Below are 25,580 nucleotides of genomic sequence, written 5' to 3' on the forward strand. Positions count from 1 at the left end.
TTATTTTACCATATATAATCTAATCCTCTAAATACCGCCTGCATTAAAATTGCGAAACCCAAACCGATAATGAATGTATATAGAGAAACCCTAATATATTTATATTTTTTGTTAAGTCCTTGAGCCTGATAGTAATAGTCTCTAATCATTGATGTGTACAAATAATTCTTGTCATTCAATAATTGTAAAAAACCCCATTCAAAATCACGATAATGCATATCATGAAAGTTTCCGAAGTACAATAAATTTCCCTTTTTACTTCTGATATCTTCTTCTGAAAAATTTCCCTGCGTTTTTGAAGGTGTAATTGCAATTATTGCGAAGGTTATTGATACAAGATTTACTAGTGAAAAAATAAAGATAGGTAGGTATTTTAAGATTTTTGATTCGTCGAAATTCCCAATTATTCCTCCTAAAACCAATGATAAAATAATAGAGTTTACAGTAATCATTATTCTGGCCTTGCTGTCAACCATTTGATTTAATGTGTAATGATTTTTAGAAGTTGTACGAAATAAAGTTTGTATGCCTCTGTCGTCTCGGTCTTTTGTTTTAGCAATTTCTTTTTTTAACTTTTGAATTTCATCATCACTAATATTTAATTCTTTTTGAATAATTTTTTCATTAACATGAACAACTTCTTTTTTTTCTTTCTTTAAATTTTTTACCAATTTTTCAATTTGGGGTTTTACATTATCTTTTGCATAATCGGTATGTGCCTTATAATTTTCTATAATAGGGATTATAGTATCATACCAGCTAGTTCGAGATACATTAAAATCATGTAATAAAATTTGCTCGTACATTAGTTTTATTCTTCCTTTGCAATTATCGTCAGCAAAGTCCATAATTATAGCATCTACTAAAATTTTTGCTTCAATAGTTATAGGGACATTTATTGGCAATGCTTGCACTGCTATAGTTTTAACCATATCATCGATTTTCATCTTAAATTTTTCCTGAAAAAGATTTATCACCTCATTTATTTTTATTGTTTCTTTTTCGAAATCTAGATCTGTTGATGTGCTTTCTGCTTGCTCTATTAACAAAAAATATAAGGCAGCAAAAAGATTGTCTTTATCACTTTCTATTAAATTATCTTTTTCGATAATTTTTTTAATGTAATTTTCTATTCTAAAAAGTCTATTAAGATTATTGTATGGGTTTAGATTTTCATATTTTGTAAGAATTTCAAAAGCATACTCTCTGATTTTGGATAATTTTTCATTCATTTTTTTAGGTCTTTTAATGTTAAATTAGTGTTTATGAATCCTGATTTTATTAGTCATATTTAATTGAATACCTTGATTACATTTTAGCTAGAGTTAATGTTTAGCTTTTGGTATTTCTTTTCATCACTCCTAAATTCTAAAAAATTAAACTATGTAAGTACTAAAAATATATTGTCCAAAAAAATCTAATATTTTTTCTACACTTTAGATATTAATAAACCTCATATACAGAGGGAATTTTTGAGTACCCTCTGCAGGTTCTAATAACCCGAGATTCAAAAGTGTTGTCGTAACTAATTAATACTTATTTGTATACTGTATCATACACGTTACAGGCAAACCAACACCTAAGACGTTAACTCCCGTATAATTTTATTTAATAAATTTTGATTTTCCAAATTGATCTAACCATGAAGAAAATGAACGTAATTTCGGATTCAAGATCCTTAAATCTTCAATATCTACTGCAGGAAATGGTTCATAGGTAAACATTTCAATCAATCTGCCAAATAAAGGGTTTTGTGCCGTTAAATCTTCTAAGGAGAGTTGGACTAATTCCAAATTTATCCCTAAACTTGATTGTAATGCGTTCAAAATTTCGATTTCATCAATTTCATCACCCATCAAATCTAATGTTTGACCAGCATATTTTTCTGGATTTTGAAAAACGATTCTAGCAAATATTCCAATATCTTCTGTAGTTATATATGGAATTTTTCTCCCTTTTGGCATAAAATTATATAACTTCCCTTCTTTTATCCCAGAAGCTGGTAACAAAAAATTTTCCATAAAAGTAGCTGGACGTAAAACTGTAGCTTTCAATCCGCTGTTCCATAGATGCTCTTCAATGGTGTGCTTAAATCTAGGACGAAATGACTTATGCCTATCAGACATAATAACAGAGCTATAAATGACAAACTTTATGTTCTTATTTTTTAATAAATTTATGAAGTCAACTCCTAAATCGGCCTCTTTGTTATCTTCTTCTTCATTCATTTCCCATACCGGTGGTAAGACCATATAAACAGCATCTATATTATTTAATGCAATCTCTAAAGACTCAAAATTCGACCAATCTCCTTCAATTAATTGAGCTCCTAATTGAGCTAAGTCTTTAGACTCGTTTGAATTCTTATCTCTAATAAGTGCCTTAACCTTAAATCCATATTTTAATAATTCACGAGCTGCAGCACCGCCTTGTTTTCCTGTTGCGCCTGTTACTAAAATAGTTTCAATGTTTTTTTTCATTTTTACCAATTTTTAAGTTTATCGTATTCTAAAAGTTATTCATGTATTCTGGTAATATTATCAGATAGCCTTACCTTTTCAAGTTACTTTACTGCTGTAGCCTCTAGTTCAACCGTCAAAGTTTCGAAAAGGCTTACTACTTCAAGCACAGTCAGAGCCAGTTTTATATCATTCTTTTCAATCCAGTCTTGTAAAATATTGAAATGAGGCAAAAGTTCGTCTGTTGCAGTTGTATAAATGTTAAGCTTTACAATATTTTTAGCTTCATATCCACCCTCAGAAATTACTTTTTCTAGATTTTTAATTGCTGACTCTAATTGGGTTTTCATATCAGCAGTACTGGATATGCCTTCATCGTTAATGGCAGTTTGACCAGAAACATACAATGTACCTTTAACGTTAGTTACTTCTATAGCTTGATTGTAACTGCGTTCGTTTTGCCAAGTCCAGGGGTTAATAACTCTTTTTTCCATATTTTCTTGATTTTTACTTTGCGAATAAATCGCGGTTATTGAATTCATTAAAAGGATCGTTAAAATAATTTTTCTCATTTTTATATTAATTTATATTTGAAATGCAAAGATATTTTTCGTTAAAAGGTTTTACCTGTGACCCATATCACATTTTTCAGAGAAATATGTGACTGTTTATTTTCCTTTGTACAGTCGACTTAGAGTTTCCCTTGAAAGCCCAAGATAAGAGGCCAATTGGCTTTTGGAAACCCGCTTTGTAAGGGATGGATAATTATGAATCAGCTTAAAATACCTTTCTTGGGCAGTGGAAGCTAATAATGATAAGATCCGTTGCTGCGAAGCTAAATGTCCAGATGTCGCCTTATTCAGAAAAAAATGTTCCATTTTGGAAACTGCAGCACAGAGATTATGATAATCTTCAAAACTTAAACAGATTACAGTAGTATCCTCCAAACACTTTAGTGACATTGTAGCTTGAGTCCTTTTATGAAATGCCAAATAATCAGTTTCCCACCAATTTTCCATTGCAAAAGACAATATATGCTCTTTGCCTGATTCATCATCAAAAATCAATTTCATCATACCTTCCACTACAAAGAAGGTATGATCAACTTTTATCCCTTGACGGACAACATAGTCGCCCCTCTTAAATTTACGTTCTGTAAAATAAGTTGCAATCAATTCAAATTCACTTTCTGTCAATTGAATGATTTCTTCAATATGTCTTCTTAATTCTTTAATAGTTTTTATTTTTTTATTTACATTAAACCCAAATAATGATATATTAATTCTGTGGTTAAGCTGCTATATTAGATTCCTACACCTTGCATAAAATCTCTGATTTTTGCTATAATTTCATCTCCATCTTCTTCCAAAGCAAAATGTCCTGTATCATAAATATTGTAGTCAACGTTCTTTACATCTTTTTTAAAAGCTTCAGCGCCACTTTCGGGAAAGTACGCATCATTTTTTCCCCAAACCACTAATAACGGTGGTTGATTATCCCTAAGATACTTTTGCCATTTTGGATAGAGTTTTAAGTTATTTTGGTAGTCGTACCATAAATCTAAATTTACTTTATGGGCATTAGGACGGTTCATTCTTAAATAATCCAAATGCCATGTATCAGGATTAACATTTTCGGGATTTCTGGTTCCATGGGTGTAGTCCCATTTTAAACCTTCCAATGTAAAAGCGGGCAGTAGAGCCCTTTCGGTACTATCATTCCTGTTTTCCCAAAGCGCTTTAATCCCTTTCCATATTTCTCCGATACCTTCCTCATACGCATTTCCGTTTTGGGTTATAATTGCAGTTACTCTTTTTGGGTGTGCTGTTGCAATTCTAAATCCGATAGGTGCGCCATAGTCCTGCATCATTATTGCATAAGAACCAATACCTTTTAGTTCTAAAAAAGTGTTCATCGTTTGTGCAATATTATCAAATGTATATTCGTATTCTTCGGGAGATGGAAAGTCGCTATTTCCAAACCCCGGGTAATCGGGTGCTATTAAATGAAATTCATCAGAAAGTTGATCTAAAACTTTTCTGTATTGGTGGGATGAGGAAGGGTAACCGTGCAGCAATACTATTGTTGGTTTTTTTGCATTTCCTGCTTCGCGATATGCGATGCTTACTCCATTAACATCCAATGTTTTGTATTTAGTTTGTTCCATTTTACTTTCTTTTTTAATTACTATTTGTTTTTCTATATTTGTTTTTTTTTGACATCCTAAAACGAATATCAACAACAAAAGGCAAAAAGGATTTAAATTTTTCATAGTCTGCTCTGGTTTAATTTCTTTTCTATTCTTTTCTTTAAGTTTTCATTCATTAGTTGAAAGCCCTTTTTAGTGTTGTTTTTAAGTTGTTTTTTTAATAAACCTACCGGTATTCCTTTAAAAGTTTCGCTATGGTTGAAGATAGTTGTACCATTTCCGTTATCTATGAGTACAAACTTGTGTTCTGCGTCAAATAAACCTTTAAACAATAACTTTCCTATTCAATGAAATTCTTTGTTATGTTCAAAGGCTAATACGGTTGGTTGAAATTTCATATTCTTGCCTTCTGGCGGAACAATGCTTACTGTCATTTGACTACCCTCCCAGGTTCTCCTGTAATGCTTTTAATAAAGGAATTCAAATTGGGATAATTTTCAAAGTCTGTTAATACTGCCCAAACTTTATCAGGTGAGGCATGTATTATGATTTGTGTCTTGATTTCCATTACAACTAATTTGTTATATTTAACGTTTTTAAAAGCTTAATTTTTCACATTAATTATCTAAAATAATTATGATTTTAAATGAAATTAGACTGTACCACTATATTCCCTGTAATAATCTTTTCTATGGGACATTTTGCCCCTATTTCCATCAATTTATCCAGCTGCTCATTACTAAGTTTACCAAATAACTGAATCTCTTTAATGAAAGTGATTTGATTAGTGTTTACATTTTTTTTGTATCCTACTTTGATTTCAACTCCATCTAGTTCCCATCCCTTTCTATCGGCATACATTCTAATAGTCATGGCAGTACAAGAGGCTAAAGAAGACTCTAATAATTCTGTAGGTGTAAAACCTAAATCTTGCCCTCCTAACTCAACAGGTTCGTCTGCTACTATGATATGATTTTTAGCTTGAATCTCCGTCTTGTATTTTTGTTTACCTATACTGACAATTGTAGTTTTCATTTTATTTATTTTTTTATTAGTTTTTTTGCCTTGGAGAAGGCAAAGGAACTTTAACTGTTTGATTTGGCACTATTGGAAATTTATCCTGTACCCAGTTTTCTTTTGCCTTTTCAATTAAGGTTTTGCTTGTGGCCACAAAATTCCATTCAATAAAACGTTCTTCTGGAAATGGTTCTCCTCCAAAAATGTAAAGTATTGTATTTGCTTCAATTTGAAACTCACAAAGTGAATTATCTTTAGCCACTAAAATTTGTTTTGGTCCATATGAATGCCCATCTGATTTTATAGCTCCTTCTAATATATATATGCCACTTTCACCGTACAGTTGCGATCCAATATTGATCATTTTTGTCTCACTAGACTTGATTTCAACAAAATATAAGGGGCTGTATACAGGCACTGGTGATTTTTTCCCAAACGCTTCTCCTGCAATCAGTTTAAAACTGACGCTATCTTTCTTCCAAGAAGGTAATAGATTGGCATCAATATGTGTAAAAGAGGGTTCACATTCTTCATCTTCTTTTGGTAAGGCAACCCATATTTGAAGACCGTGGAGTGTTTTTACTTTGTCCCGAAGGTAATCGGGAGTTCGTTCTGAATGTACAACTCCTTTTCCAGCAGTCATCCAGTTTACTTCACCTGATTTTATCTCTCTCACAGTCCCTAAACTATCGCGATGAAGAACATTTCCTTCAAATAGAAAAGTTAAAGTGGACAAGCCTATATGCGGATGCATATCAACATCCATATTTTCATAAGGGTCTAACGTAACTGGCCCCATATGGTCGATAAAAATAAATGGTCCTACCATACGCTTTTTACGGAAAGGCAACAAGCGGCCTACTATAAAGTTGCCTACATCCGCAGCCCTCTCCTCGATTATTAGTTTGATATTTGACATTAGTTCTTAAATTTTAGTTTGTTTAACATTTCGTCTGTAGTAGCATTGGCATAGATGCTAAATGAATTAATAAGTGCCCTTTTAAACCATATCTTTTTGAAGTTATAATATACAAAACTGATGAACCATCTGTACGGGAATAATAAACTTCAAACTTATATAAATCATCAATTTAAAATTCATTATGAAATATCTTATAAGCGCCATCCCTGCAATCCGTACAATTTTGTTTTAGATTGAAATCTTCAACAAAGCCCTTTTCGTTAAGGGTGTTTTGTGAAATTCTTAAAATAGTGCCAACCCTAGCTGGCACCGTTATTTCTTTTAACTTAAATCTTATTTGGTAAACAATGCTTTACGCAATACTACTGAAGCTTGGGTCAACGCTTCTTGAACAGCTGGAATATGTGATAATGGGTTTAACATACCATAATCATGTATCATCCCTTTATATACTGTAATAGTTGTTGGAACACCAGCCTCATCAAGCTTACGCCCATACGCAACTCCTTCATCATATAAAATGTCATTTTCAGCAACCTGAATTAATGCTGGTGGTAATCCCTTTAATTCTTCTAAAGAAGCATTAATAGGAGAAACATATTTTTGTTTTCTATCTTCAGGTTTAGTTAAATACATGTCCCACATCCACTTCATTGTAGCTGTGGTTAAAAATCTACCTTGAGCAAATTTTTTGTAAGATGGACGGTTCATATCAGCGTCAACAAGCGGCCATAACAAAAGTTGAAAAGCTATTTTAAAATCATTTTTGTCCTTAGCCATTAAGGCTACGACAGTAGACATATTACCTCCAACACTATTTCCCGCAACTGCCAATCGAGAACCATCAACTCCGATTGATTTCCCATTTTCAGAGACCCATTTAGTTGCAGCATAAGCTTGATTAATAGCTACAGGGAATTGAGCGTCAGGAGTAGGAGTGTAATCAGGAAATACTGCCACTGCACCACTTTGTACTACTAAATCCCTAACTAAACGTTTATGTGTTGGATAATCTCCAAGTACCCATCCACCCCCGTGAAAAAACATAAACACAGGGAGGTCATCGTTTGCTCCTTGCGGTTTTACAATATGTATAGTCATCGTTTTACCATCTTGTGTAATTTCTCTTTCTGATTCTTCGATATCACTATAGTCATAAGATATTGAATTTTGGGCGCCTATAAGAACTTGACGGGCATCTTTGGGAGCTAATTTTTCCAATGGTGGTTCATCACCACTGTTCAATGCTTTTAAAAAAACACGGGTATCTTTTGAAATGTTCGGATCTTTTTCTCCAGGAATTGTTTGTGTCATAATACTTGTATTTAAATTAATTAAAGTGAAAATAAATGCTGCTAATGATTGTTTAATGTGTTTCATGTTTATTAATTTTTAGTACTGAATTAGTTTAAAGACATCTTAATTTTTAAAGGTTCTAATTTGTTTCTGTGCTAGAATTGGGAATCTTGGATCTGTCATGGTTTGAAGTTTTTAAATTATCATATAAATAAACATTAAACGATATTGTGCTTTTTTAAGAATTCGTTTAGCTTCGGAACTGTTGGATTTTTAATGAAATCGTCGCCAAACATTACAGTGGGAAATTTTAACTCCCCATCATATAGAGATCGTACTTTTAAATTTGCTTCCATATCTATTTCCACGTTATAGTCCTCAAAATTAACCCACTTGCTTTGCATATAATTGCGAAGTGCCGACGATTTTGGACACCAGTTAGTTCCGTATAACTGTAATTTCGACTTATCCATTTTTAGTTATAATTTTTTTTAGTAAAGGGTGTATTTTTTCTGCATTCGATACAATGAATGGAGTAACGGACATAAGAATAATGGATACTGCTAGAAATATTTGATAATTATTTGCACTAATTAATTGATACTTTAATCCACTTTGTGCCAATACAAAAGAAAATTCACCTATTTGAGCAATCGAAAACCCCACCGCTAAAGCAGTCTTCCATTCAATTTTCATTATCCGTACTGCCAATATTCCCGCCAATGTCTTTACGGAAAACGTAAAAAGCGTCCAGAAGATAATCCAGCGAAAATCGGTAACAAATATTTCGTAATCCAGTAACATTCCCATAGAAATGAAAAAAAAACTCATAAATACATATCTAAAAGGTAAAAAGCATGATATTGCCATATTATTATAGTCCGTTTCTGCAATTATTAAACCTGCTATGAATGCACCCAAAGCAAGTGATAGTCCCAATTGTTCTGTAACTAGTGCAATTCCTGTTACAATAAAGATAGTGGCAATTAGAAACACTTCTTGACTTTGTACTTTCATAACCGTCTTTAAGAAATAAGGAATAATAAAGCGAGCCATTAGATAGGCAATACTGCCCATAAGAACTAACTTTCCTAATAACCAACATAAAGCAATCAAAGGGTCTCCACCTGCACCCGCAATAATGGGAGTAAAAAGCATTAGTGGCACAATTATAATATCCTGAAAAAGTAATACTGCTAAGAGAAATTTACCATGCGGCGTTGTTATTTTGTTGGAATCTTGTAATGTTTTTATAACAATAGCCGTACTGCTTAATGAATAGAGAAATCCCCAAAATATACTTTCTTCCCAATTGGGCTGCATCACCAGCCAAATAAGTCCCGCGGTCAAAGCAATAGTAAAAAATACTTGTGCACTACCACCACCCAAAACATATTTCTGAATTTTTTTCAGGTTAGTAAATGAGAATTCAAGTCCTACTGTAAATAGAAGAAGTATAATTCCAATTTCGGCATAGACAGCTACCTCTTCCATTTTAGCAAAATAAGTAGAGGTATTTGGACTTAATAAAACACCAGTAATAAGATAGCCAATAATGTATCTAATTTTAAGGAATCTGCATATAATTATAACCGCTGTAGCGATTCCAAAAATTGCGCAGATGTTTATAAGAATGTGGTGTTGCATAATTTTTTTTTAAGATTCTCTGTAACTCAACGCGCCTGAAGGACAATTATTAATTTGATTCTTTAAGTCCTCTATAGTAGCATTTTCTGGGGTAATCCAAGGTTTTGCTTTAGGGTCATAGACCTTTGGTAACATTTTTACGCATACCCCGGCATGGATACATTTTTTTGGATTCCATATTACTTTTAAATTTTCTTTCTTATATTCTTTGATATTTTCCATAGTTCGTTTTTATCAATGTAGTACATCCTTTATGTCATCTAGTTTTTGGAACATCTTCGCAGCAAATGGACATAGGGGAATAATTCTTTTCTTCTTCTCTCTAGCCATCTCCACGATTTTATAGAGCATTTTCTTCCCTACATCTTTACCTTTATATGCAGCCTCAACATCAGTGTGATCTATGATAATCAACTGTTCACTGGCAATAGAATAAGTCATCATACCTAATTGATTATCATTTTCTTGCGCCATCGCAAAACCTTTTGAATCGCGTTCTATTAGTAGTATTTCCATAATTTTTTTTTAAGTTTTTTTTTAAGAACTAAATACAAAATGATATAACTTGTCTTCCAAATCATTCCCCAAGAAAAATTTTCTGGAAAACAAGTTAATTAACTGGTAAAAGATTATAACTATTCTTTGATGAACTGTAAGTCTGCTATAATTTTTACGGTGTCGGCTACCACGATACTTCCCGCTTCGGTAATGGCGCCCCATGTTAGGTTAAAGACCTTTCGATTAATACTTCCCCTCATTTCAAAACCTGCTTTTGTTTGACCATAAGGATCTACAGCTATTCCATTAAAATCTACATCCAATTCTATTTCTCTGGTGATGTCCCTAATAGTTAAATCTCCTGTAAGAGTTGTTCCATCAAAAGACGTAGACTTAAATTTCAAATCAGGATACATATCGGAATTGAAAAAGTCATCTGACTTTAAATGGTTATCTCTTTCTTTATTTTTAGTATTGATAGATAAGGTTTTTGTTGCAAAACTAAATTCTGCGTCTATGAAACCGTCATTACTTGTTTCAACTGCTGCATCAAAATCTTCAAAATGACCTGTTACATTAGATATCATCATGTGTTTAACCTTAAAAGCAATTTCAGAATGTGCTTTATCTATTTTCCAATTTGTTTTTGTACTCATCTTAATTTATTGTTTAGTGATTATTAATTATTTAATAGTTAGTAGAAAATTTAACTCGCTCTTTCGATTTTCTTGAATATTCTCAACCCAATGTGGATTAGTTTGCAAAATCTTACTTCAGTTACCATATCATTGTCAGCACTGTAGCTTGATGAACATCATCTACATTTCTAGCCATGCTTTGTGCTCTGTCTTGTCGATGCCTTGCTTAGTAGTTGTAATCAGACACTTTATGTTTATTAGTAAAGTGAAACTATATTACTTTAAATGCTAAAGACTGTTTATTCTGCAGCAAAACTTTCACCATTCATAGCTTTCATAAAAACTTGTGGATTCCAATATTCACGGTAATTCACAATAAGCCCATCTCTAAAAGTTACGAAAGTTGCATAACTCATTTCATATGGGTTACCATTTCCAATTACTTCTCCCGACACGCTCCATTCTGCAATGGCAACATTTTCATCATCCGTTCCATAAATTTTCATGGTTGGTAATGTTTTCACATTTATAAAACTTGGGTAATCTTTTAAATAAGCGTAAAAAGCTTCACGACCTTCAAAGCGATTTGGCGTGCCTTCAGGAGCAAAAGGAAATTCTGCTATTACATCTTCGGCACAAAGTTGAGACCAACCTTTCATATCCTTAGCAAGGAATAGGTCATAACCATTACGTAATAATTCAGTTACTGGAATGTTTTTTGAATTTTTCATTTTTTAAAGTTTTAATATTAATATTTGTAAATTATTTAAGTTATTTATTATTTTTATTTTTATTTACCAGATAGACATACCTCCATCTACTTTAATGTCAACTCCTGTTACAAATGAACTTTCTTCTGAAGCTAAAAATAATGCGACATTTGCAACTTCTTCTGGCTTACCAATACGACCAATAATGGATTTATCAAGGAAATAATCTGCCCATTCTTTATCCTTAAGTTGTTCCTCCGTCTGCTTTGTTTCTATTACTCCAGGTGAAATTGAATTGGCTCGCATACCATGTTCACGGCCTTCCATTGCAAGATGTTTTGTCATCCCGATTATACCCATTTTTGCAGTGGCATGAGCCAACCCGCCCAAAGGTTTGAATACACGGTGACCCGTAAGTGAAGCAGTATTTACAATTGTACCATGACTTACTTTAAGATGAGGCCAGGCTGCCTGAGTTAGAAAAAAGACTAAATCAACTTCTTCCCGGGTGTTCAAATGCCATTCTTCTTCGGTAATGTCTTCTATCCAATTAAAGTGAGCCATCGCAGCATTATTGAAAAGTACATCTATACGACCATATTTCTGTATAACGAGTTCTACTAATTTTCTGCAATCACTCATCTTTGTCAGGTTGGCAGGGTGAAGGGATATCATTTTTCCTCCGGCTGCCAAAACCAAATCAACGGTTTCTTGACCTGCATCGCTATTATAGTCACATCCTGCAATTATTGCTCCTTCTCTTGCAAAGCGTATAGCCGCAGCACGACCAATACTTCCGCCAGTACCTGTAATAATACAAACCTTGTTTTCTAATCTATTCTTCATCTTATTTGTTTTAAGTCTTTATAAGCGGTATCAACTTCTTTCCAATCAGTTCGATTGACTCCATTAATTGGTTGTGAGAAAGCCCGGCATTGTCCATTTGAAAAGTGAACCTGTCAATCCCTCCAAGCGCTTTGCTATGCCTCATAAGTTTTTCAGCAACTTGTTCAGGATCGCCCACTACTAATACGCCTTTTGGTGAAATCAGCGAATCGAATTGTGGTCGAGTTACTGGTGGCCATCCTCTTTCTTTACCCATTTTTGTCCATAACTCTGCATAACCTGGATAATAATCGGCAATTGCCTTTTCTGGGGTTTCGGCCACATAACCCGGTGAGTGCAGCCCGACCTTTAGTTGATTTGGCGAAAAGCCAGCTTTATTTCCTGCTTCACGATATAGATCTATCAAGGGTCTAAAACGTTCCGTTTCTCCACCAATGACTGCCACCATTAAAGGAAGCCCTAAGGTACCCGCACGAATAAACGATTCAGGTGTGCCACCAACTCCAAGCCATATAGGTAGATTATCTTGTAATGCTCTAGGATAAACACCTTGTTTTTGCAGTGGTGGTCTGAACTTGCCCGACCAATTAACAAATTCATTATCTCGGATCTGTAGCAGTAAGTCCAGTTTTTCCTTAAATAAAGCATCGTAATCCTTTAAGTTGAACCCAAATAGAGGATAAGCATCAATGGCCGAACCACGACCAACAACCAGTTCAGCCCTTCCTTTTGAAATAAGGTCAAGGGTTGCAAAACTTTGATAAACACGTACGGGGTCATCTGTGCTTAAAACCTTTACTGCACTCCCAAGAACAATCCGTTTAGTTCTTGCTGCTGCTGCAGACAGGATTACTGCTGGTGCAGAATCCAAAAATTCTTTTTTATGGTGCTCGCCAATACCGAAAACATCCAGCCCTGCTTCATCGGCCATTACTATCCTGTTCAGTAATTGTTCCATTGCATCTGTGCTACTAAGGGCGGCACTCCCGTACATTGCTGAGGCAAAACTATCTATTCCTATTTCCATGATATTACCTTTTTTCAATTACATTTATTATTGATCTTTGAAGTATTATATCGAAGTCACAAATTCATCCATTGATATCCTTACTTTTTTAAGTTTAGTGAATTGGTCATTTTCTTCATCACGATATCCTAATGCAAGTAAAACCACACTTTTTAGCTTTTTTTCTTTTAATCCTAATAATTTGTCAAATCTTTCAGTATTAAAACCCTCCATCGGGCAAGCATCTACTTGTAAATTTGCAGCAGCAATTAAGCCCGTACCCAAACCGATATAGGCTTGTTTTGCCGACCAAATGAAATTCTCTTCATCCGTTCTGTTCAGCAAACCATCAACCAAAGCAGTTTTAAAATCAGCCAAATTTTGTACGGGCATACTTCGTTCATCTGCTATGAATTGAATGTATTTGTCAATCATTTCTTTATTGACAGTTTCAAATGCTGCAAACACCAATAAATGAGACGACTCGGCAATTTGTGTATTAAAAGAACCCTCTCCCAATTCTTTTTGTAATTTTCGGTTTTCTATTGCAAAAACTCTGTACGTCTGCATTCCTGTTGAAGAAGCAGACAAATTAATCGCTTCAAGAATTTCGTGTATTTTTTCGTTAGCAACTTTTTTATTGCTAAATTTTTTGGTAGCATATCGCCACTTTAATGCTTCTAATAATTCCATTTTTTTTTTAGTTTATAATTTGTATACTATGTACTTTGTCTTTCATTGTATAAAAGTTACCAACAGAAAAAGTTGCGGTACTATAAATTATTCCTTTTTTAAGGCATCAAAGTGAGTAACCCAACACTGTTTATGCTTCCATTGCAATTGCTAATAGAGAGTTGTATTTATAACTTTTTGTCCATATATATAATCTTCCATTACTGCTAGTGCAGAATCCAGAAACTCTTTTTTATGATGCTCTCCAATACCAAATACATCCTGCCCTGATTCATCAGCCATTACTATCCTATCCAGCAATTGTTCCATGACATCTGAGCTGTTTAGCGCGGTACTACCATACATTGCTGAGGCAAAACTATCTATTACTATTTCCATGATATTCGTCTATTAATATTAATATTTTAAAGAATAATTAGATGTGAATTCCACCTGATACTTCAATTCTTTGCGCATTTATCCATTTTGACTCATTACTACACAAAAAAGTAACCACGCTTCCGATATCATCGGGCAAACCTACCCGCCCTAATACAGTATTTGTTGCAATCATGTTATTTAGATCTTTATTATCTCTCACTGCACCACCAGCAAAATCTGTTTCAATAGCACCAGGCGCAATTGTGTTGACTCTGATTTGATTTTTACCAAATTCTAAAGATTGATATCGTGTTAGTGTTTCCACGCCTGCTTTCATAATGGCATAAGCAGCATAATTGGGATAGGAAAAACGAGTTAAACCAGACGATGTATTCACAATACTTGCACCATGGTTGAGCAATGGAAAAATTCTTTGAGTTAAAAAAAACGGGGCCTTTAAATGAATACTAAGCATTTCATCAAAAGCAGCTTCAGTTGTTTCAGCAATTGGAGCGTAATAAGCAGAGCCAGCATTATTAACTAATGCATCAATTTTGGTTTTAGAAAATCCTTTTTCTAATGCTACTTTTAAATTAGCTACAAAATCTACAAAAGTTTCTGATTTAGCTAAATCAAGTTTTAAAGAAATTGATTTTCTTCCTAAATCTCTTATTTCTTTTACCACATTTTCAGCTTCTCTTTCCTTTGTTTGATATGTAATAATAACATCAAAACCATTTTTCGCTAACTGTATAGCTGATTCTTTTCCAAGTCCTCGACTTCCGCCCGTTATTAAGACTGTCTTATTTATGTTATTTGTCATGTTAAATTTTTTAAGTTGTTTCAAGCTTGTTTTTTTATATCCTACCACCGCCATTTGCGACTATTTGTTGTCCGTTTATCCAAGCACCATCAGGACTTGCAAGAAATGCAACAACCGAAGCTATTTCCTCTGGGTTACCCATTCTACCAGCAATCATCGATTGACCAATTCTTTCTAATTCTTCTTTTGTAGCTTCCTTTTCCAATAAAGGTGTTATTGTCGGTCCCGGAAAAACACTGTTAACGGTTATGTGGCGAGCACTTAGTTCTTGAGATAAAATCTCTGTGATTACTTTACCAGCAGCTTTACTAGGAGCGTATAAACCTAATCCGGCAGCTGGATATAAGACACTCGATGAAGAAATTTGAATAATTCTTCCTTCATTTTTTACCTGTTTTGCAGCTTGTTGCAATACAAAGAATGTTCCTTTGTAATTGACGCTGTTGATTAGGTCAAAATCAGCTTCACTAATGTCAACGATAGGAATTCCCATTTTACCTATACCTGCGTTAGCAACGAGAATATCTATGCCCCCAAATGTCTCAATAACAGCATTAAATAAATTAACAATTTCTTCAACATTACTTACATCCGCAGCAAAACCTTCGGCAATGCCTCCTGATTCTCTAATTTGTTTTATTACTTCACTCGCCTGTTTGGAATCTCCTTTGTAATTTACTGCGATTGCAATTCCATCTTGTGCCAAACGGATAGCAATGGCGCGTCCGATACCTGTTGCTGCACCTGTTATTAGGGCAACTTTTTTCATAGTTTCTTTCATTCTATTAAAATTTTATCTGCAATTCGTTCAGCTACTGCGATTACAGTAATATTGGTTGCTACGGAAATGATGTCAGGAAAGATAGAAGCATCTACAACCCGAAGTGATTCTACATGATGTACCCTTCCTTCTAAATCAACAACTGCTTCATTAGAATCAATTGTTCCCATTGGGACACTGCTTGTTGGGTGCGCATAACTGGCAATATTTTTTTTAATTGCTTCGGCCAAATCTTTATCAGTTTGTATAGAACCACCCGGTGCAATTTCTGAATGTACAAATTCAGAGAATGTTGGATTTGCAGCAATTTGTCTGGCAATTTTTGCTCCTTCAATCATTCTTAAGGTATCAAAATCATCAGCTAAAAAGTTCAAGTCTACCTTAGGATTGATGTTTGGATCTGTAGTTTCTATCCATATTTTTCCTTTTGAAACTGGTGTTGTTACTGAAACTGCTAAGACAAAACCCATCTGTGTCGGACTCCATTCATCAGGAAATAAGTGAGTAGCTGTAATATGGATATCTAAATCTTCAGCTTTTGAAACGGATGAAGCGGTCCATAATTTTGCAGCAATTGGCGGTGATTTGCTTTCGACCATTTCTTTATGTAATGCATAAGCAGCATAATGCAAAGGATGGTCTTTTACATTTTTGCCTACAGGGAGATCAGCAATTACAGGAATAGATAATTTTTCTAAATCGTTTTTATCTCCAATTCCCGAACGTAGCAAAATAGCAGCACTTCCATATGTACCTCCACATATAATGATCTCCTTACCGAAGTAAGATGCTCCATTTGCTAATAGAATTCCTATGGCTTTGTTCTTTTCAAACAGTATTTTATCAGCAATAGCATCTGATAAGATCGTCAGGTTTTTACGCTTCCTCACTTTATTAGTAAGATAAGCCATACCAGTGTTTACACGAACTCCGTTGACAACATTCATTCTGTAGGGACCAACACCATTAGCATTAGCGCTATCAAAATCTTCAATTAACTTGTATCCAACATTAACTGTTGCATCCACAAAAGCTCTTTGAACGGATGTCAAATCAGTGCGTAACAATTGTCGAACGGGTAATGGACCATCAAAACCATGCAACTCTTTATCACCAGAATCACTCGATTCTAGTTTTTTAAAAAATGGAAGCATCTCTTCATAGGACCAACCTAGCAGATTCCAATTTTTAAAGTCCTGAGGTCTAGCACGCAAGGCAACTGCACCATTAATTGCTGAACTTCCTCCCAAAACTTTTCCTCTTGGCAAATCTATTCTGTTTCCATAGGAATTGGGCTCAGATTGGATTCCCCAATTATGAAGTTCGTCTCCACCAGGATTGTTTGCACTTGAAATTGTAGATGGATAGCCCCAAGCTGGATATGACTTTCCACCTTCTAATAATAAGACATTTATATTGCTTTTTTCGCTTAATCTAGAAGCCATAACTGCTCCAGCAGAGCCTCCACCAACTATTACAAAATCGTAATGAATAGCATAATGTTCTGTATTTTCCATAATATTTATTTTGTTGAATCTTTAATTAAATCCCTTATTTTAATTGTATCTGACCATACTTTCCAGCATAAAAATCCCTGTAAGCATCGGCTATTTCACCCAATGAATTCATCACAAAAGGACCTTCTGCAAATACAGGTTCTGTGTATTCTTCTCCACCAAATAGTATAATATCAATACTATCTTCCGAAGTATTTTTGATTTCAATTTCACCTGTTTCTCTATCAAATTCCACAAATTCTCCTCCCTCAAAATCGATTTCGTTAAGCTTTGCACTTTTTGTTGGCAAAAAAGCTGCAACTTCTATTTTTTCATCTACAACAATTGAAAACTGTTTGCCTATTTCCAAATGAATATGGTATAAAAACTGTTCGGAATAATTGGGTATTTTCGAACTTAATTCTTCAAAATTTCCCACAATAACTTTTATCCATCCATTTTGATTTTCTAATTTCTTTCTAGGAATTTCTTCCGCCTGAATGGCAATATGAGCGGGACTTTCTGCTTTATTTTTTGCAGGTAAATTGATCCAGAATTGAAAACCTTCAACAATTTTATTATTGGTTTGAGCATCGTAATTAATATTTTCATCGTGAATGATCCCGTTACCAGCTTTCATCCATTGTGCACCACCAGAGCGTATTTCTCCTGTATGTCCTGCACTGTCAAAATGCTCGACTTTGCCTTGGAGAATGTAGGTTAAAGTGGCAATGCCTCTGTGTGGATGTGCTCCCATACCGTTTTTAGAAATCGCTTCTTTAATTGCAGGTGCTACATAGTCCAGAAATACAAAAGGGCCTACTTTGTCGGTATACCGATTTGGTAAAAATCTAGTTATTGCTAGCGGACCAATATCAGCTCTATTTCCTTTTGTCGAAAAACTTGTTTTCTTTTTCATTTTTAGCTCTATTAAAATTTAAAACCTATTACCGATCCTACAAAAAAACCATCCTTGTTTTCAGGTAATATATCATTGATAAAATTACCAGTTTGAAAATATTGGATACCGATATTATAGCTTAGAAATCTGTTTATATTCCATGAAAGAGTGGTTATGTAAGCCGTGCCTATATATCTTTCTTTGGACTCGGATGAAGGCAATCTTAGTGAACCATTAGCCCTATAAATACCATCCTCTGTTGATTGTCGCCAGTTTAACACTGTAGCGAATTTTAGAAGAAACTTTTCAGAAGGATTCCAAGTTAGGTTCGGGTGTATGGACACTAAATTTGCAGGACCTACTTGCGGGTTCATCCCAAAATAACCCCCGTTTGGATATAAAGGATTAGGAGTGCCCAGTTTGCCGTCATCTTTCCTTTTATCTCCAGAAATATAGTCAGTTCTTAACTTTACGGTTGGTGTACCTTTCACTTTATCAAACACGTACCCGATTTCAGAGGAAATCCCTAAAGCGCTGATATTATCTAAACCAAAAGTTCCAAATTGATAGATTGCTTCAACATTGTAAACAAACCCATTACCGTTTCTTGAAAATCGACTACCGACGGTATGTCGGGATTCATCAGCAATACCTTCGTTAAATACGGCTTTATCACGATTGATACCTAAATAGTAAACATCGAGGTTAGCCCTTTTCGAAATACTATAGGTTGTGTAAATACCCCAAAGGTTTATTTTGCTGGTTGATACATTATCAAAAGTGCCTGTATTTATCTGAGTACTCGCCATTACAAATGAGTCAAAAGTTAATTGGGGAGATGCATAAGCAACTTTAACTCCATCAAAATATAACCTTAAATTGGTTCCCTCTTGTACGTCTATTAGACGGCCACTTCCATATTGGATCTCTTGTCTACCTAAACGAAGTGTAAGTAATCTACACGATTGATTATAAGGCACAAAATCCATAAAAAGGTTCTGGACATTCAGTTTATCTTCATCAATACTACGAGGACCGTTGTCGCGTCCATCTTCCAAACCACTTCGTAATTGCCCGAAAAGGCGAATTCGATTGCTAATATGTAAATCGGCGTGAAGTTGATAGCGTTGAAGGAAAAAAACGTCTCTACCCAGGCCGCTTTCTCCCCAATCTTCATTTTCAGTATAGTCCAATTCTTCTCGTACTTCACCTCCTAAAGAGAGAAACACTGAACCACTTCTCGATAGCGGAATGAATTTTATTCCATTGTAAAAAGTTATTGCACTGTCTTTTAACGTAGTATAGTTTTCCTCGTACCGCATCAATTGAAAGTTTTGGGCCATGAGTTGCATAGGCAGAATTAATAAAAAAATGTATATTAAAAAATCTCTCATACTTGAACATGCTCATAACAAGAGCTGTATATTAATTAAAAAAGTAAAATAGTGCATCAGGCTTGTCTACTTACTAAAAAATCCTCAAGCAAATTAATTGAGAAAGAATAGCTTCTATTTATCCCAATGATAACCGCCAAAGTATTTTACGGGCGACCAATAAGGTAAGGGCTCAGGTAACTTTGGAGCTAAATCAGTATATTTGCCTAACCCAAATACTACTCTTCCATCGACCACTGTTAACACAGATGAAATAGTCTTAATCTCATCTTCGGCCACGGTAAAATAATCTTTATTTAACAAAACAAAATCTGCATAATTACCCGGAGCTATCCGACCTTTTTCATTTTCAAGGTTTTCAAACCAGGCAGCACCTATAGTAAATAATTTAAGTACCTCTTCCCGAGTCAATCGGTTATCCTCAGCCAATACTACAGAACCAGATACTGACCTACCAGTTACAGCCCAACTAATTGCTAACCAAGGGTTAGCTGGAGATACTCGAAAAGCGTCGGTTGTTAAAGATAAAGGGACACCACTGTCTACTAGATTCCTTAATCTGGGCGTGTACAATGCTTTTTCTTTTCCGTGAGTCTTTACAAAAGCATCCCCATGAATAGCCATTTTATTATCTAAAGCAATGCCGCCTCCAAGTTTTTTAAGCCTTTCGATATTCTCTGGTGTAATGGTTTCAGCATGTTCTATGCTCCAGCGCATTCCATCCAATGGGGTTGTTTGAACAACCTTCTCGAAAGCATCCAGAAAAGGGGTAATATTTTCATTGTAAGTGACGTGCATGCGAAAAGGGATTCTCTTTTGGATAAGTTTTCTAACATCTTCTTCTGCATACTGGATCATGCGTTCTTTGGGAATAATATAAGTCGGCTTATCAAAATTTTCATGGTCATGAATTTCTCCTCTTATAGCTTCACCCATTCCTTCATACTCGTAACCATGTTCCATAGTTGGATGCAAATTCTGTCCAGGACTCACAGGCCCAATTTTAGTAATACGCTTAATTTCAGTATCTACAAAAGGAGCATTAGTACTTTGATCCCATCCAACATCAACAAATGGAAAACGGATGTTCAACTTATTTTCATTCACCAAGGTTTTTAAAGGTGTGTGTCCATCGGGGTAGCCAAAGATACTTGTAGCATCAAGAACGGTGGTGAGCCCGAAGCGATTCAGATCATGGATTACATGTATTAAGGAGCTGACTTCTTCTTCAGGTGTTGGAGCAGGCAACATAGCATCTAGCGCTAAAAATGTGAAGGTGTATCCATTGATGACTCCTGTATAATTACCCTTTTTATCTTTCTCAAACTCTCCCTCAGGCAGCTCAGGAAACATAGCTGTTCCAACACCCAATTCCTTCATTCCTAATTTGTTTAGAAACGCTTTATTATATGCGTACTGAACATACAAAGGCCTGTTCAAGACAGCTTTGTTAAGCTCTTCAATAGTTGGATGACGATTTTCTTTAAATTGATAGGGAGACCATCCACCCGTGACTTTTACCCATTGCCCTTCTGGTGTTCTTGCTGCTTGCTCCGTAAGCATTTCGAGCGCACGTTTTAGTGTTGGCAAACCGTCCCAACGCACCTTATAATTAAAATTTCGTTCATTCAGAGGGTGGATGTGTGAATCTTCCAAACCAGGTATCATACGCTTACCTTCCGCATCGATGACTTGTGTTTTCTCGTCTGCAAGCGCAAGTATGTCGGCATCATTACCTACTGCATAAATTCTTCCCCCTTTCACCGCTAGCGCAGAAGCCTGAGGCTGTGCAGCAGTTTGAGTATAAATTTTTGCATTATGTACAATTACGTCAGCACTTACAAATGAAGTATTAGATTGTGCGTAAATTCCGAAAGTGATCAATGTTGTCGAAATCAAAGTGATTATTTTTTTCATTTCATTATTATTTTAAATTATTTCAAAATTGTTTACAAAAAGTAATATCCTATATATTTACAAGTATATTTATTGCTTATACGATGCAGTAGGTACTTTGCTCGTCTAAAAACTAATTCTTGTTTATTCAAGTCAAAAAACTTGAGAATGCATTTGTAAGCTATTGTATTGTTAATTATATTTGTTCTTAAAGTATCATATAATATCAATGTTTCAATAATATGTGACTACTCTTTCATTCTAGCCAAACTCTATGCCAAACACATAAGATATTGATTTACAAGTATTTGAAAAAAAAATGGTGATTGTATTTATTCTTGTATTTAATATTTTTCTTGTATATAAGAAAATATCACTTTAAATTTGTAATGATTTTTAATCATAGTTTATGGATATGAATAACGAATTAAATGTTAATGGCAAACTTATCGAGCAGCTGCCTTTTGAGATGATTTGGATAGATTACGATAGTAATATTATTTATGCCAATGCAAAGTTTTGCGAAAATATGGGATACAGTAAAGAGGAATGCAGAGCACTTACTATACCTGATATCAATATTGCTGTCACTACTGAAACTTGGAAGAATCATTGGGAGCAAATCAATAATAAAGGATGCATTACTTTTGTGGCAACACACAAAACTAAACTGGGTAATTTCAATACCGTACAGATTATTGCACAAACTTTCTCAAATAATGGCAATGTATATATATGTGCAATAGCCTATGAAATACAGGAGTCATCCTTCTATAAAGAATTGATGAACAATACCCAAATTATTGCAAACATAGGAGGTTGGGAGTTGTCATTAGAAGACGGTTCAATCTTGGCAACCGCAGGTGCTTTAAATATTTTTAATACTAAAAACTCTTTAGATTTACTTCCTTCAAAAATTATAGATAAATTTAAGGATGATGATAAATTTAAATCCTTACTTGGAAAAGTAATGAGAAAAGCGATATCTTTTGATGAAATATTTGAAACGAATGATTCTCCTCCAAGGTTTATTAGAATCATAGCAAAACCAATTTTGAGGGGTGATAAAATTCAGAAAGTATTGGGAATTTATCAAGATGTTACTGAGATACGAGAAAAAGAGAAAAATCTATCACTCTTTAAAAATATAATTGACAATGTGGAGGATTTAATATATGTCTATAATGAAAAAGGGGACCTACTGTACTACAATAAATCTTTAATCAATAAATTAGGATTTAGTAAGAAAGAACTCGATGGGATGAGCATCTTCGATTTGGATACTATGGTGACCAAGGATTTCTATGAAGCTCATTTTGAAATTATTGAAAAAAAAGACTCTCATCGATTTGAGTGGCTTATCGAAAGAAAAAACCAGACTCAATTTCCAGTAGATATAATTTCTAGTCTTCTAAAATATAAAGATACAAGTTACATCTGTTCTGTTGTTCGTGATATTACATTAAAGAAGCAACAAGAAAATAATTTAAATAATGCTTTAGAGCAAATTAAATCTTTAAAGGATCGTTTGGAGAACGAAAATGAGTATTTACAAGAAGAAATAAGCAAAAAAATTAATTTTGAAAATATCATATGTACGACTAATGCTTATGGAAAAGTATTAAAACAGGTTAATCAGGTAGCACCGACAGAGACCACTGTACTTATAACTGGCGAATCTGGTACTGGTAAGGAGTTACTAGCAAGTGCTATACACTCCAATAGCCGGAGAAAAGAAAGGCCTCTTATAAAAGTGAACTGCGCAACTTTACCTAAAGAACTAATAGAAAGTGAATTGTTCGGACATAAAAAAGGAGCTTTTACTGGTGCAATAGCGGATAAAGCGGGAAAATTTATGCTAGCTGATGGTGGCACAATTTTCCTTGATGAAATAGGAGAAATGCCCATCGATTTACAATCTAAGTTACTTCGTGTTTTGCAAGAGGGAGAATTTGATACTCTTGGCGGAATGAAGACAAGCAAGGTTGATGTACGAATAATAGCTGCAACCAATAGGAAGCTGGAAGAAATGATAAAAGTAGGCACTTTTAGGGAAGATTTATACTATCGTTTGAATGTTTTTCCAATCTATAATATTCCATTACGAGACAGGATAGACGACATCCCATTGTTAGCACATTTTTTTTTAGATAAGTATTCCTCTAAAGCAGGTAAAACTTTTAAAAGACTTTCAAAAAAAACCATAGACCTTTTAAGAGAATATCATTTTCCTGGAAATATCAGAGAACTTGAAAATTTAATTGAACGCGCAGTTATTACAGAAAACGGAACAACTTTAAATCCAGGTGATTGGATGCCAAAATCAAATATAAGATCTATTTCTGAAGGTTTTAAAACCTTCGAAGATTATCAACGTGATTACATTATAGATGTTCTGAATCACACTGATTGGCGAGTAAGTGGGCCTAATGGTGCTGCAAAAATTTTGAATATAAATGACAAGACATTATTTGGTACAATGAAGCGATTGAATATTGAAAAGCAAGTTGGATTGAAGTCGGAATAAATTTTAAATACTATTTAAATTTAAATACCTATATCAAAAAATAAACAAAATTTAGATAATTGCTTATCAAAAGAAAATTGTACTTTATCAATAGTTGAAGTACTTTCTTCAATTGAAGGGATTAAAATATTATATTATTTACAATTTAAATAAAAATTAGTTACCTAATTAAAGACAAATAACATACATAAAAATTAAAAGAAGTTTAAACCCAATCATTGCTAAAAATTACATGCAAAACACAAACTATTTTTTTTTCTTTACATAAATTTCTTTCAGTTCTTCTTCCCAATCCAAAGACCAATCAAATAAAAGAGAAAGTGGTTCGGACAAATTTTTTCCAAATTCGGTAAGTGTGTATTCAACCCGTGGCGGAACTTCAGGGAAAACTTTTCGAATAATCATGGCACGAAGCCTTTAAAAAGACCTGTGCACAATTTGGGCTAAACGAAACGATTCAAGGAGAATTTTATGACCTATTGCAAGCTCTAGGAGACAAAAATGGCACTTACGCTGTTGAGAGAACTATAAACGATACTAAGTCGACAACCTTGGAAAGTATTATTAAAAATAAAATTTTGTTGGCAGAATAAAGCCTCTTCCCAAAATGAAGTTATAAGCCATAGAGTTGTTTGTACTTTCTCTATGGCTTTACTATAGAATGTTCTGAACTAAACCGAAAGCTATTATGAGGCTAAAATCTTTTAGCTCAAGAAGATAAATCTGCACAAGGTAATAAAGAGCTATATTGTCACCATTTACTTCAAAGATACATTTATTATCCGCCAAAGCCCTAAAGTTGCTTTGTCATTAGAACTGGTTATTTAATTCTTTTTTTGTGCATATGTTATTCAAGATTGGAGTCGCTATTGTTCCTAATACATCAAGTATTGAAAATACTCCCAACAGTCTAAAATAGAATTCGGATTCTTTAAATTCTGATATTGTCGAATTAATTAGCATTAGTGCGACTATTGATATAAAAATTATTGTTACGGTCATCATATACCATAAATTTTTAGTCTTTAACCTTATGTTAAACAGCAAAGAGATATGGGCTATTGATACTGAAAGAATGATAAAAATTGTCGTAGCCTTCCATATTTCTTCAAAATTAACTACATCCCAAATTGCAGTAGTAGTTATTAAGAATCCAATAGCGGATATAATTATTCCAAGTAATGAAAAAGACTGCATATGATCCCTATTTTGAATTGTTGTACTGCAAAGACCTGTCAAGCTGTAACAGCCAATTGCTAGTGTGGTCAAAAGCAATCGGACTTCAGTTCTTCCAAAGTCACCTGCAAGAAAAATGAAAATACCAATTAAAGCACCGAAAGAAAGTGCAATTATTAATGTTCTTAAAAAATATTTTTTTGAATTGAAATGATACATATGTTTTTATATTATGATATTGATTTTTTTATTCTCTTAATGAGTATTTTGAAATGTGGTCAAATGATATGTGTTGTAAAATATATAATAAAAATTATCTCTTATTTATAAAACCTACGTGATTGT

At 34.1% G+C, this 25,580-nt stretch carries 28 protein-coding genes; 1 reads left to right on the forward strand and 27 read right to left on the reverse strand.

Going from position 1 to position 25,580, the window contains the following annotated elements; genetic code table 11:
* Positions 1-5: 5 nt before the first annotated feature.
* The 25 genes from J3495_RS09730 to J3495_RS09850 form a co-directional block, all read right to left on the reverse strand.
* On the reverse strand, positions 6-1,232 hold the full coding sequence (locus tag J3495_RS09730) for a Pycsar system effector family protein (RefSeq protein WP_210666360.1): 1,227 nt from the start codon (positions 1,230-1,232) through the stop codon (positions 6-8).
* Between the two features lie 372 nt (positions 1,233-1,604).
* A complete protein-coding gene (locus J3495_RS09735; RefSeq protein ID WP_210666361.1) occupies positions 1,605-2,480 on the reverse strand; it encodes an NmrA/HSCARG family protein in 876 nt (291 codons plus the stop codon).
* An 83-nt stretch (positions 2,481-2,563) separates the two neighbouring features.
* The gene (locus J3495_RS09740; protein ID WP_210666390.1) at positions 2,564-2,953 is read right to left on the reverse strand and encodes a RidA family protein; all 390 of its coding nucleotides are present in this window, start codon (positions 2,951-2,953) and stop codon (positions 2,564-2,566) included.
* Between the two features lie 174 nt (positions 2,954-3,127).
* Positions 3,128-3,655: a Crp/Fnr family transcriptional regulator gene (locus J3495_RS09745; protein ID WP_236025434.1), complete on the reverse strand. Its 528-nt coding sequence runs from the start codon at positions 3,653-3,655 to the stop codon at positions 3,128-3,130.
* 107 nt (positions 3,656-3,762) lie between these two features.
* Positions 3,763-4,626, reverse strand: a complete 864-nt coding sequence (locus J3495_RS09750) for an alpha/beta fold hydrolase (RefSeq protein WP_210666362.1) — start codon at positions 4,624-4,626, stop codon at positions 3,763-3,765.
* Between the two features lie 412 nt (positions 4,627-5,038).
* Positions 5,039-5,176, reverse strand: coding sequence for an SRPBCC family protein (locus tag J3495_RS19190; RefSeq protein ID WP_236025435.1), 138 nt, complete (start codon positions 5,174-5,176; stop codon positions 5,039-5,041).
* A gap of 74 nt (positions 5,177-5,250) precedes the next feature.
* Entirely contained in the window at positions 5,251-5,643 is a 393-nt protein-coding gene (locus J3495_RS09760) for an OsmC family protein (RefSeq protein WP_210666363.1), read from the reverse strand.
* A gap of 16 nt (positions 5,644-5,659) precedes the next feature.
* The gene (locus J3495_RS09765; protein ID WP_210666364.1) at positions 5,660-6,544 is read right to left on the reverse strand and encodes a pirin family protein; all 885 of its coding nucleotides are present in this window, start codon (positions 6,542-6,544) and stop codon (positions 5,660-5,662) included.
* Between the two features lie 336 nt (positions 6,545-6,880).
* Positions 6,881-7,927 (reverse strand): alpha/beta hydrolase, encoded by a 1,047-nt coding sequence (locus J3495_RS09770; RefSeq protein WP_317192634.1) that lies wholly within the window; start codon positions 7,925-7,927, stop codon positions 6,881-6,883.
* Positions 7,928-8,061: 134 nt separating this feature from the next.
* Positions 8,062-8,316: a glutaredoxin family protein gene (locus tag J3495_RS09775; RefSeq protein WP_210666365.1), complete on the reverse strand. Its 255-nt coding sequence runs from the start codon at positions 8,314-8,316 to the stop codon at positions 8,062-8,064.
* Positions 8,309-9,490, reverse strand: a complete 1,182-nt coding sequence (locus J3495_RS09780; RefSeq protein ID WP_210666366.1) for a cation:proton antiporter — start codon at positions 9,488-9,490, stop codon at positions 8,309-8,311. Before J3495_RS09780 ends, J3495_RS09775 begins: the two co-directional genes overlap by 8 nt.
* A gap of 9 nt (positions 9,491-9,499) precedes the next feature.
* On the reverse strand, positions 9,500-9,712 hold the full coding sequence (locus J3495_RS09785) for a (4Fe-4S)-binding protein (protein WP_210666367.1): 213 nt from the start codon (positions 9,710-9,712) through the stop codon (positions 9,500-9,502).
* A gap of 12 nt (positions 9,713-9,724) precedes the next feature.
* A complete protein-coding gene (locus J3495_RS09790; RefSeq protein WP_210666368.1) occupies positions 9,725-10,006 on the reverse strand; it encodes a GNAT family N-acetyltransferase in 282 nt (93 codons plus the stop codon).
* 119 nt (positions 10,007-10,125) lie between these two features.
* Positions 10,126-10,644 (reverse strand): YceI family protein, encoded by a 519-nt coding sequence (locus J3495_RS09795; RefSeq protein ID WP_210666369.1) that lies wholly within the window; start codon positions 10,642-10,644, stop codon positions 10,126-10,128.
* A 281-nt stretch (positions 10,645-10,925) separates the two neighbouring features.
* Positions 10,926-11,357 (reverse strand): nuclear transport factor 2 family protein, encoded by a 432-nt coding sequence (locus J3495_RS09800; protein ID WP_210666370.1) that lies wholly within the window; start codon positions 11,355-11,357, stop codon positions 10,926-10,928.
* Positions 11,358-11,420: 63 nt separating this feature from the next.
* Positions 11,421-12,182, reverse strand: coding sequence for an SDR family NAD(P)-dependent oxidoreductase (locus J3495_RS09805; RefSeq protein WP_210666371.1), 762 nt, complete (start codon positions 12,180-12,182; stop codon positions 11,421-11,423).
* Between the two features lie 10 nt (positions 12,183-12,192).
* Complete coding sequence (locus J3495_RS09810) at positions 12,193-13,209, reverse strand: LLM class flavin-dependent oxidoreductase (protein WP_210666372.1); 1,017 nt, start codon at positions 13,207-13,209, stop codon at positions 12,193-12,195.
* 45 nt (positions 13,210-13,254) lie between these two features.
* Positions 13,255-13,881, reverse strand: coding sequence for a nitroreductase family protein (locus tag J3495_RS09815; RefSeq protein ID WP_210666373.1), 627 nt, complete (start codon positions 13,879-13,881; stop codon positions 13,255-13,257).
* A 150-nt stretch (positions 13,882-14,031) separates the two neighbouring features.
* Positions 14,032-14,259, reverse strand: a complete 228-nt coding sequence (locus tag J3495_RS09820; protein WP_236025436.1) for a hypothetical protein — start codon at positions 14,257-14,259, stop codon at positions 14,032-14,034.
* 37 nt (positions 14,260-14,296) lie between these two features.
* The gene (locus J3495_RS09825) at positions 14,297-15,118 is read right to left on the reverse strand and encodes an SDR family NAD(P)-dependent oxidoreductase (protein WP_317192635.1); all 822 of its coding nucleotides are present in this window, start codon (positions 15,116-15,118) and stop codon (positions 14,297-14,299) included.
* Entirely contained in the window at positions 15,099-15,845 is a 747-nt protein-coding gene (locus J3495_RS09830; protein ID WP_210666374.1) for an SDR family oxidoreductase, read from the reverse strand. The genes J3495_RS09825 and J3495_RS09830 overlap by 20 nt, the downstream gene beginning before the upstream one ends.
* Positions 15,842-17,362, reverse strand: coding sequence for a GMC family oxidoreductase (locus tag J3495_RS09835; RefSeq protein ID WP_210666375.1), 1,521 nt, complete (start codon positions 17,360-17,362; stop codon positions 15,842-15,844). Before J3495_RS09835 ends, J3495_RS09830 begins: the two co-directional genes overlap by 4 nt.
* A 34-nt stretch (positions 17,363-17,396) precedes the next feature.
* Positions 17,397-18,260, reverse strand: coding sequence for a pirin family protein (locus J3495_RS09840; protein ID WP_210666376.1), 864 nt, complete (start codon positions 18,258-18,260; stop codon positions 17,397-17,399).
* Between the two features lie 11 nt (positions 18,261-18,271).
* Entirely contained in the window at positions 18,272-19,564 is a 1,293-nt protein-coding gene (locus J3495_RS09845) for an alginate export family protein (RefSeq protein WP_210666377.1), read from the reverse strand.
* Between the two features lie 186 nt (positions 19,565-19,750).
* A complete protein-coding gene (locus tag J3495_RS09850) occupies positions 19,751-21,553 on the reverse strand; it encodes an amidohydrolase (protein WP_210666378.1) in 1,803 nt (600 codons plus the stop codon).
* Between the two features lie 394 nt (positions 21,554-21,947).
* Here J3495_RS09850 and J3495_RS09855 point away from each other — a divergent pair, with 394 nt between their 5' ends.
* Positions 21,948-24,059 carry a sigma-54 interaction domain-containing protein gene (locus J3495_RS09855; RefSeq protein ID WP_210666379.1) on the forward strand — a complete coding sequence of 704 codons (2,112 nt, stop codon included), beginning with the start codon at positions 21,948-21,950 and terminating at the stop codon, positions 24,057-24,059.
* A gap of 246 nt (positions 24,060-24,305) precedes the next feature.
* On the opposite strand, the gene J3495_RS09860 is transcribed toward J3495_RS09855, so the two are convergent.
* Together J3495_RS09860 and J3495_RS09865 are read right to left on the reverse strand one after the other, a co-directional pair.
* Positions 24,306-24,464, reverse strand: coding sequence for a winged helix-turn-helix transcriptional regulator (locus tag J3495_RS09860; protein ID WP_210666380.1), 159 nt, complete (start codon positions 24,462-24,464; stop codon positions 24,306-24,308).
* A gap of 405 nt (positions 24,465-24,869) precedes the next feature.
* Positions 24,870-25,454, reverse strand: a complete 585-nt coding sequence (locus J3495_RS09865; protein WP_210666381.1) for a hypothetical protein — start codon at positions 25,452-25,454, stop codon at positions 24,870-24,872.
* Positions 25,455-25,580: the final 126 nt, after the last annotated feature.

This window comes from Flavobacterium geliluteum (assembly GCF_017948595.1).
Classification (GTDB): domain Bacteria; phylum Bacteroidota; class Bacteroidia; order Flavobacteriales; family Flavobacteriaceae; genus Flavobacterium; species Flavobacterium flavipigmentatum.